9 protein-coding genes and 1 pseudogene are annotated in these 9,167 nt (G+C 36.0%); 3 read left to right on the top strand and 7 right to left on the bottom strand.

Going from position 1 to position 9,167, the window contains the following annotated elements:
- The coding region (locus tag A9239_RS03290) for a pentapeptide repeat-containing protein (protein WP_141706356.1) at window positions 1-363 on the top strand (363 nt) is incomplete at its 5' end.
- Between the two features lie 456 nt (window positions 364-819).
- Window positions 820-1,458, top strand: coding sequence for a GNAT family N-acetyltransferase (locus A9239_RS03295; RefSeq protein WP_048117770.1), 639 nt, complete (start codon window positions 820-822; stop codon window positions 1,456-1,458).
- A gap of 202 nt (window positions 1,459-1,660) precedes the next feature.
- On the opposite strand, the gene A9239_RS03300 is transcribed toward A9239_RS03295, so the two are convergent.
- The 6 genes from A9239_RS03300 to A9239_RS03320 all read right to left on the bottom strand — a co-directional run bounded on the left by A9239_RS03300 (window position 1,661) and on the right by A9239_RS03320 (window position 6,722).
- Window positions 1,661-2,938 carry a right-handed parallel beta-helix repeat-containing protein gene (locus A9239_RS03300; RefSeq protein ID WP_052712765.1) on the bottom strand — a complete coding sequence of 426 codons (1,278 nt, stop codon included), beginning with the start codon at window positions 2,936-2,938 and terminating at the stop codon, window positions 1,661-1,663.
- Between the two features lie 327 nt (window positions 2,939-3,265).
- Window positions 3,266-3,526 carry an ATP-binding protein gene (locus A9239_RS20755; protein ID WP_158498981.1) on the bottom strand — a complete coding sequence of 87 codons (261 nt, stop codon included), beginning with the start codon at window positions 3,524-3,526 and terminating at the stop codon, window positions 3,266-3,268.
- A 20-nt stretch (window positions 3,527-3,546) separates the two neighbouring features.
- Complete coding sequence (locus tag A9239_RS03305) at window positions 3,547-4,401, bottom strand: DUF1638 domain-containing protein (RefSeq protein WP_048155419.1); 855 nt, start codon at window positions 4,399-4,401, stop codon at window positions 3,547-3,549.
- 596 nt (window positions 4,402-4,997) lie between these two features.
- A complete protein-coding gene (locus A9239_RS03310; RefSeq protein ID WP_048117774.1) occupies window positions 4,998-5,237 on the bottom strand; it encodes a hypothetical protein in 240 nt (79 codons plus the stop codon).
- Window positions 5,238-5,330: 93 nt separating this feature from the next.
- Window positions 5,331-5,735, bottom strand: coding sequence for a pyridoxamine 5'-phosphate oxidase family protein (locus A9239_RS03315; protein WP_048117780.1), 405 nt, complete (start codon window positions 5,733-5,735; stop codon window positions 5,331-5,333).
- A 309-nt stretch (window positions 5,736-6,044) separates the two neighbouring features.
- On the bottom strand, window positions 6,045-6,722 hold the full coding sequence (locus tag A9239_RS03320; protein WP_048155417.1) for a hypothetical protein: 678 nt from the start codon (window positions 6,720-6,722) through the stop codon (window positions 6,045-6,047).
- 383 nt (window positions 6,723-7,105) lie between these two features.
- Between A9239_RS03320 and A9239_RS20810 the strand changes: the two are divergent.
- Window positions 7,106-7,852: pseudogene (locus A9239_RS20810) on the top strand (fasciclin domain-containing protein).
- 400 nt (window positions 7,853-8,252) lie between these two features.
- Here A9239_RS20810 and A9239_RS03330 read toward each other — a convergent pair.
- Entirely contained in the window at window positions 8,253-8,693 is a 441-nt protein-coding gene (locus tag A9239_RS03330) for a pyridoxamine 5'-phosphate oxidase family protein (RefSeq protein WP_048117781.1), read from the bottom strand.
- Window positions 8,694-9,167: the final 474 nt, after the last annotated feature.

Below are 9,167 nucleotides of genomic sequence, written 5' to 3' on the forward strand. Positions count from 1 at the left end.
TCTAATTTGAGAGCCTCTGAAGGAGCTAACCTTGAAAGAGCTTACCTTTGTGGAGCAGATCTAACAGGAACTAACCTTAATGGGGCTAATATTAAAGGAGCTAACTTTAAAGGGGCTAACCTTGAAGGAGCTGATTTTACAGAGGTTGACTTTGAAGAGGATAATATCGATGATTCATTATTCCCTGAGCTTTTCAATAAACATAACTTAACCATCGACCAACTTTCTAACATAAAATCGCTTTATGGAGCAAAAAACTTGAATCATGAACTCGAAACACTAAGAAAGAATCGCCCTGAACTTTTTGAAGAGACAGATGACCATAAATGGTATAGAGAAAACTTTATTCAGTTTAAATCATAATAGCCGTCGTAATCTAATGTTCTGTTTTATACAGTTGTATATTAAATTATACTTATTTCCCAATTCTACTGTGTAAGTCCTATGGAAACTGTTACCAAAAATGTCACCAGGTTTTTTCTCAATGACTTTTTACTGTTTTCCTATATTAAGCTCTGGATATGAACAGCCTGTTTCTGCGTAACTTCACTAATCTATGTGATCTGGTAATCCTGTGCAGCTGCAAAGTTTCTATATTATGTAGTACACAGTTGTTTTCGTAAAACTACATTATTTTCGCTTAAGTAGAGTTATAATTGAGAATTATTGATTGAGATAAAAGGAAAAATACCGTAAGTTTAGGCAAAAACCATTGCCTTAAAACGATATAAAGCCCAATATACTGATATTTAATATCATTGAATTGCTGTAATTAATACTACTCACATAACCAAATAAAACAATAAAAAGGAATTTATCATGGATATTACAATTCGCAATGAAAAAGTAGAGGACTTCAATCAAGTAGAAAACTTAACGAGAGAAGCATTTTGGAATCTCTATGTACCTGGCTGTAATGAACATTATTTAGTACATATTATGAGAGATCATCCTGATTTTATTAAGAAACTTGATTTTGTTGCAGAATATAATGGTGAAATAATTGGCAACATTATGTACACCAAAGCCTGGTTGTATTCGGAAGATGGAATTAAGATGGAAATTGCGAGTTTTGGCCCCATAAGTGTATTACCAAAATATCAGCGGAAAGGTGTAGGCAGTGCATTAATTCACCACACAATTGATATTGCTAAAAACGATGGAATAAATATAATTGTTATATTCGGCGATCCCCATAACTATTGCAAGCACGGCTTTAAAAGCAGCAAAGATTTCAATATTAGTGATCTGAATGGTGAATACCCTTACGGCATGCTCGCTTTGGAATTAAAAGAAGGAGCTGTTAAAGGGCATAACTGGAAGTATAAATATAGTCCAGTATTGGAAATTAATGAAATTGATGCAGAAGAATATGACAAAAAATTTGAACATAAAGAAAAAGGATACAACCCTTCCCAGGAAATATTCTCAATTTCAATCAGATCATACCTAAAGTAATATTCATCTAACAATCGATTAGTCATCTAACAATCGATTAGTCATCTAACAATCGATTCTCCATCAAATGCAAAAAATATTAATTTGAAGTTAAAACGGTTGCGGTTTAAACGGTTGTAGTTAAAATGGTTGTGGTTAAAACAGTTGTGGTACAAAAAATATTGTAACATCACAACTTTATATTACGCTTAGTTTAAAAAATTTAAAAATAATTTGTAATATAATATACTCTGTATATTATTGACATTAGTCGTAACCTGATGGTTGTAGTAAGTGGAATAGAGCCCAATTCCATTGGTTTTACAAACTTACATGTCCATGTTGAGCCTGTCCAGGTCCAACCGGAAGAAGTCTGATGAGTTTCAGGATCTCTAAAATCGACATTAGAAAAACTCGTTTGATATGCATCCCCCTTTTCGTTATTGTAAAAAGTATTATTAGTTACAGAAAGGTTTGCTCCTACAAGATCAGCGATCGCGTATCCTGTTCCCGTCTGATAAATTGCAGTATGTTGAACTGTAGTTGTAAAAATATTGTCTTTTATTAGTGTACCTTGCCCTCCAGCTTGATTTCTAAAGGCGTTATTTTTTACCCCATCAAAAACATTGTTATAAATCTGAGTGCCCTGGAATCCATCATTGACTATGCCTCCTGTAGATGGAATATTATAACTCTGTCCTATTTCATAGAACAAATTGTGATGGATCAGAACCTTCTGAGTGTTTGAGACTCCTGCATCATAGGCAACTAACCAGACACCTTTTCCCCATGTTCTATTAAGGACATTATTATAGATTTCTACATTACTTACAGTGCCTTTGGAATCTTCGATCTGGATGCCAGGATCACCACCGCCAGCATCCAATTGTGCATCTATAACATTGTCATGGAATCTGACATTTGCAGAGTTCCAGATCCTGAGACCACTGTTTGTTCTTGTAGTTATTCGATTATTGAAGCATTCAATGTACTGACTCTCAATGCCAAAGAAACCTTCATGTCCGAGTCTGTAAACAAGATTATTATAAAATTCGATGTTTTTACTTCTTTTAATTCTCAGGCCATCTCCCAGACCATCGTGAAAAGTGCAGTTATACACCTGTACATTATCACAATCGATCATATAGATGCAGTTATAATATCCTGCGCCATGCGGAGTTTCGGAATTTCCGTTACTGTTTGCATTAATTTCTACATTTTGAATTGTGACATTTTGAACACCATTTCCTGAGATTAAAGGTTTCCATGCAGGCCATCCGGCGTGATCCGGAATTGTAATTACAGTTCCGGGTTCACCTTCCAGAATAGTGTTCGATTGAAGAATTATTGAGTCTGTCAAAGTATAATTCCCAGCAGGAAGGTGAATTATACCTCCCTGCTGAAGCTCCTGGTTAATATCAGTTTGGTTTGCTGCTCCAGCTATGGGTGACAGTAACATAAATAGAATGATAGATAAGATGACAACGGGAAATGTTTTCATTTTTTAGATTCCTAAGATATGCTGTGAGATGCGTAGACAAACCAAGGAAGTAATTCAACAATGAATTATAGTAACTACAAATTCTTATAGTAATTATTTAAACAATTCCATATGTTGATTGACAAATTATGTGCAATGTTAATTAAAAAATTAAATATGATGCTGATTAGCAAATTAACATGTATTTTCGGTTGTGGTGAAAAAATATCACCTGGTAGTTCCATCTTCGACTTCATTACCTTTTATCGGAATCACGAAAGCAAAGATGCCTTCCTCTTCAGTTTTGCTCCTGAACCATACATATCCGCCGTGTAACTGTACAACTGCTTAACCAGCGAATTGCCCCAGCCCGGTTCCTTGATATTGCTTGGACAAAAAGGAATCAACCTGGCTGAAAGGCTTGAAAAGTTTACCCTGGTCCTCAGGTTTAATCCCAATTCCTGTATCTGTGACAGTTATTTCTACCATATCTCCCTTCATATTCACCAGAAATTCGCTCTTGGTACGGTTTGCGGCTTCTGCAATTTGTTTTTCCTGAAGAAGGTTTTCTGTAGCTTTACTTTCCGTAAAAATGAATAGGTTTCCAATGAAAGCTTAAACCAGCTTCTTTATTGTTTTTCAGTTGCGCCGTTTCGGGCATTCATGTAAGACTGTTCGGTAATTTCCAGACTTCCTCTGAGATTCACAACTTTCATATCAAAGGTGAAGGCAAACTCTTTAACATTTGCATGAAACTCCGGATTGTCTGCAAGTCCGCTATCTATTTTTGCAGCCAGGCAGTAGAGTGGATTTTTCAGATAATGCTTGTTGAAGTCCCGGTTCCCTGTTTCATTTTCCAGCTTCTTCCAGCTAGAAGCCCACATTGGGGTCAGGTAGATCGTTCCCATACCCTGGAATTTGGCCATGGCCCTTGCATAAGCTTCGTTTCCTCCAAGTGCCAGACTGATGCAGTCCTCTATGGTTTCTCCGTTTTGGTCTTTCAGGAAGAAAAGCGGGCATTCGAGATCAGCTAAATCTTCTTCCAGTTTTCCAAGTGCATGCCCGCAGATCCCATAAAAAACCAGGATTCTATCTGAAAAAGACACCATCTCACGGATATTTCTGTAAACTTCAGCCTTTAAAATCTCAAGATCGGCATGTAGGCCCAAGCTTAACAGGTTTACGACAACACTTACCTCTTCACTGTGTTTCCTTTTTCTGCAAAACTTTTTGAGGATAGGAAAGCTTGAAATAAGCCTTGCAGGAACTCTAAAACCAGAGCTGGAATAGCCTTTCAGGAGCATCGGGATCCGGTCCAGAAAAGCTGTTCTTGGGTTGCAATTTCTCAACCTGAGCTTACGGAGGAAAACTGAGCTTTCCCTGTTTTCCACAATGATTAGCTGCTGTAACTCACGGTCTTTTGATAATACATGTACAAGCTCGTCTTCGAGCATCCCGCAGGCAATAATGCCCAGTACAGACATAATTCGGATATCCTTCCTTGTAACTTTTTCTGGAATCCTTTCTGGTAATTTTTTATTTTCGGGATTCTTTCTGATGAATTTTTATTTTCGGGATTCTTTCTGATGAATTTTTATTTTCGGGATTCTTTCTGATGAATTTTTATTATTGGGATTATTTCTGGTAAATTTTTATTATTGGGATTATTTCTGGTAAGTTTTTATTATTGGGATTCTTTCTGGTAAGTTTTTATTATTGGGATTCTTTCTGGTAAATCTTTGTTTCCGGGATTCTTTCATGTAATTTTATGTTTGAGATCTTTTCCCGTAGATCTTTATCTCCAGATAATTTTGTATGTTAAAATCCAGGTATTAACAAATTTGCCTATAAAACAATTATAGAAAATTTACCACTATTTACAGATAAAAAGCATTGTTAATAACAGAAGTTCTCGAAAAAAACGAAAGAGAGTAAATAGGAACAGGAAATAATAGATACCTGTCTCAATTCTATTCAGTTACTTTTACTTGATTTTCAGGTACTTATTCTCTTAATTTGTTACTATCAGAGATTAAGTGCACCATATCTCTTTATAATACTGGATCTTATTCTCTGTTCCTTATTTACTTCTACCGTTCTGTTTTTGTTTATTTTTTTTTGAATTCACAGGGAGTTTTTTATCAGGAGTGACTCCGTAATATTTTGTCCTTGCAGCTCCCCAGATGCAGCCGTTTTTCCCGAAGATTTTCAACTCAATATTCTGGATAGCCTTGCAAATTTTATTTCCTTCTCTTGCACCCTTGCAGACTATACAGTACTTTTCACAAAAAACAGGGGCGTTATCCTCATTTTCAACCATTTTGACACTTCCCAGCCATAGTTTATTCTTCTTATCCGGGTACTTATGGGTGCTTATCCAGATATTATGCTGATAAGATATGGTTTAATTTGATTAGAGTAACTTCTTTCCTGCGTCAGGGCCGGGAGCGCACTGGAATACGTCGCTAATCTTTACTTCGATAAGGTTCTTTGCAGGAAGTCCGGGTTTTGCCGCATTCACGTTTGCTTTCATTTTTTCAAATTTTTCTCCGGAACTGATAATTTCAGTTTTACCTTTTATCTGGAAGCAGCCACCGGTGTCTGGTCCCCAAACATATATTGCCACATTTGGATTTTCCTTCAGGTTTGCCAGGGATTTGGACATGAAGTTATCTGATATCCAGATTGTTTCATCATCTACAAGCTGGCAGAACCCTATAGGTACCACATTCGGAATTCCTTCTTTTGAGGCCGTAGCTACGGGAAAGATCTTTACCTTCGAAAAAGCAGTTTTCATCTCTTCGCTTAATTTTACCATGATATCACATCAAGATGGTTGCAGTATAAATTTATATATTTAAGCGTCAGAATTGTGTATCTAATGTTGGATTTGTGTATTTTAATAACCTTCATGGAAAAAGGTTAACTTGGGCTTTTAAGCAAAAAAGGGAAAATATTAAAGCTCAATAATAATAATAATAATAATAATAATAATAATAATAATAATAATAATAATAATAATAGAGAATCTCAAAGTAGAAATATTCAAAAAATCAAGTTTAAGAATATTTTTTAAATCTTGATTTCTACTCCGATATTAACTCAAAATCTGTCATCTCATAACGTTTCAACAAATTCTTAACATTGTATTTCCACCCTTTTGAAATTCATATGCTACCTTTATTTCTTTTACATTTCGATTTCTTGCCCTTAAATAATCAATTATAGGCTCGGCATATGGTGATCGGTCGGCGTTTGCGTCCAGCAACGGAAATATTCTGACCTCATTTGAAACCCTGCATAATTCCTCTATCGATTTCAAATGAAACTCCAGTGACAGGTTCTCTGTATAGAGAAATAACAAATGCGAGCACAGTGCCAGATCAAACTCTTTATCACTAAAAGGCAGAAAGGGAAGTTCACCAGGCATATATCTATTTTGCATCACGCCTCCTGCAAAATCTTTCAGAAATTTCTCCATAGCTGACATCCTTATTCTTCCAAGTTCTTCAATTGAGCCAATTTCTTGCCAGATAAATTTATCCTGGTTTTTCTGGGTCTGATCAATAATGTCATTATAGGTTTCATCAATTCTCTGTCTAATCTGATCAGCACTGAAAATGTAGACAGGGTCAACCGATGTGATATTTCCACCTTGCTCTGTAAGCTCTGCATTGAAGCTTGCAGATCCGTCTCCACAGCCCAGGATCTTTCGCTCGAGATCGTCAGGTGTTAAGTTAAACATTCTGACATATTCTTTGAGAGACCTTCCCCATGGCTTGATATTATAATACCTAATTGCCATAATCTGTACACTATAGTACATATACAAAATAGATAAATTAGTATTCTTCAATAATGAGCCAATCCAAAAACCAACTTTGCCATTAAATCAATAAAGTTTTAATAAAGTTTTAAAACTGTTTTAAAACTTTATCATTAATTATGGTTAGAAAAATAACCAGGTTTAACCAGGTTTAGAGGCTGTCTCAAAATCCAAGCTAACAAAATTATATTTAAATATAGATCTCCAACTCGTTGGGCACCAACGTAAATGAGAATTTACTTTTCAGTGTCCTTGCTGTCTTTTTAACATAATTTTTCTGCAAATATAGATAAGATTATATCAAAAGAACATGTATTATAAAATGAAAATTTAATTATAAAGTAGATCTTTTGAATATATATTTGGGGGGAAAAGATATTAGGAAATCTGGAATTCTTGTAGTTTTACTTTTAGCAATAGTATTTATTTCCGGCTGTGCGGAAAATGCTCAGGAAAATGAGATAGAGAGTGAAGAAAAGGTAACTTCCGTAGAAGGTGCTACCCCTAGCGTAACAGAACAAGTTACAAAATCGGCAGGTGGAAACACTGGAGAAGGGTCACTGTCTGGTCAGGAAGAAACTTCCCCGGATGAAGGTAAAGAAGTCATAATCCCGGGTGAAGAGAACTCGAGCCAGGGAATGCTGGATGAAGAAAACTCGGGCCAGGGCAATGAAACTTCTTCTGCAAACCAATCTTTGGATAACAATCAGACAATTGTTCAGATTGCAGAAGGGACAGAATATACTACCTTTGCTTCACTTGCAAGGGATGCAGGACTTGAAGACACTCTTAATAAAGGAGGAACTTATACTGTTTTCGCTCCTACTGACATAGCCTTTGAGAGCCTTCCATAAGGCAGGCTTGATGACCTTCGTAATGATAAAGAGAGACTGAACCGTGTGCTGACCTATTATGTAATCAGTGGAGAATACAGGGCCGCAGATCTTAAAAACATTAATTCACTGGCTTCCCTGGAGACCAAAAAGCTGGCTGTGAATGCTACAACTGACGGAACAATAATAGTAGGAGATGCAGCTGTAATAGAGCCTGATATCTTTGCAGCTAATGGAGTAATACATGGAATTGACAAAGTATTGATTCCATTATAAATCTGAAATAGAAACCCGGAATAGAAGCAAAGCTTATGTTGATTTAAAGATCATATCGATTTAAAGATCATATCGATTTAAAGATCATATTGACTTAAAGATCACTTTGATTTGCTTCTTTCATTCCTTTTTTACCTTACGTCTTAGATAATTATCCTGTCAGTCAGCTTCCTGCCAGTTAACTTTTTGTTCAGTTTTGCTAGCTAATTATTATCCTGCTCTATTAGCCAAGCTTTTATTTAGTCTAGTCAGTCAAAAGCCTTTATCGTCTTATTGCTCACAAACGTTAAGACAATTGCATAGCAGAGTTTAGATATCTTAGAAGCATGAGAATATGTCACATTAAGTACGAAGGAATTATTTTCAGCACTGGCTTTTACCAAAAATTAAAACACAGGTTTTATAGGTTCACCTGCTCCCTGTACCCGAACTTAATGCTGTAATCAAGATAATAGATAACTTCTGGCTCAATTTTTATCATGATACTCTCCGGGTCAGGGGGCATGTCTGCAGCAACCGGAAATTTGGCTGCCATTATTTCCCCTACTTCTCGTAATTCATTTTCATTGGCAACTATTGATGCCTTGCCTTCAATCTGAAGGGCTTTCATCTCAAACCAATCTGGATCATCCTCGTCGACAGTATATGCTACATAAGGATTTTGCATAATATTCTGGACTTTCCGGGTATTCTTATTGGTTGCCACGTATACAACAGCGTCTTCGGATACATATGCCATTGTATGGGCCATTGGCCTGCCCTGCGGACTTACGGTTGCAAGGTTCAGGTAGTAATGATTTGAAAGGTACTCGTAAATCTTATCTTTAAGCTCTTCTGCCATAGTCCCCCACCAAAATTTTGATAACTCTTAGCTAAAACCCCATTTGATTGGATTTTTACTCCGGGTCTGCCAGAATACTGTAAATTCGGCATAGTTTTTCTAATCCCGTGATATAATTTCCAATTTTGGTACAATTTCCGACTCTGTAATAGACTCTGTAATAAGTATTAAGTCATGTAATAATTAAAAGTCCTTAAACAAACTTTTAGTCCTATAATACAAAAAGGAAAAACGCGATTCATTCTGTCTTTCCCCCATACAGTTTAGAGGGACAAAATTTATAAATTTTACTTATATCTGCAGTTGGTGGTAGTATCAAGGTTATAGCTTCATGATTTTTCCTAGAGTATATCAAAAAAATAGTGGAATAAGGCTTACAGAGATAATGAAGGACTGAAATAGTTAAAGAAGGGCCGTAGGAAGTTAAAATAAAGGTCAACAGAAAATAAAAAATGACTGAAGAGAGTTAAAAAG

The sequence above is a fragment of the Methanosarcina sp. A14 genome, assembly GCF_001729375.1.
In the GTDB taxonomy this organism is placed as follows: Archaea; Halobacteriota; Methanosarcinia; order Methanosarcinales; family Methanosarcinaceae; genus Methanosarcina; species Methanosarcina barkeri.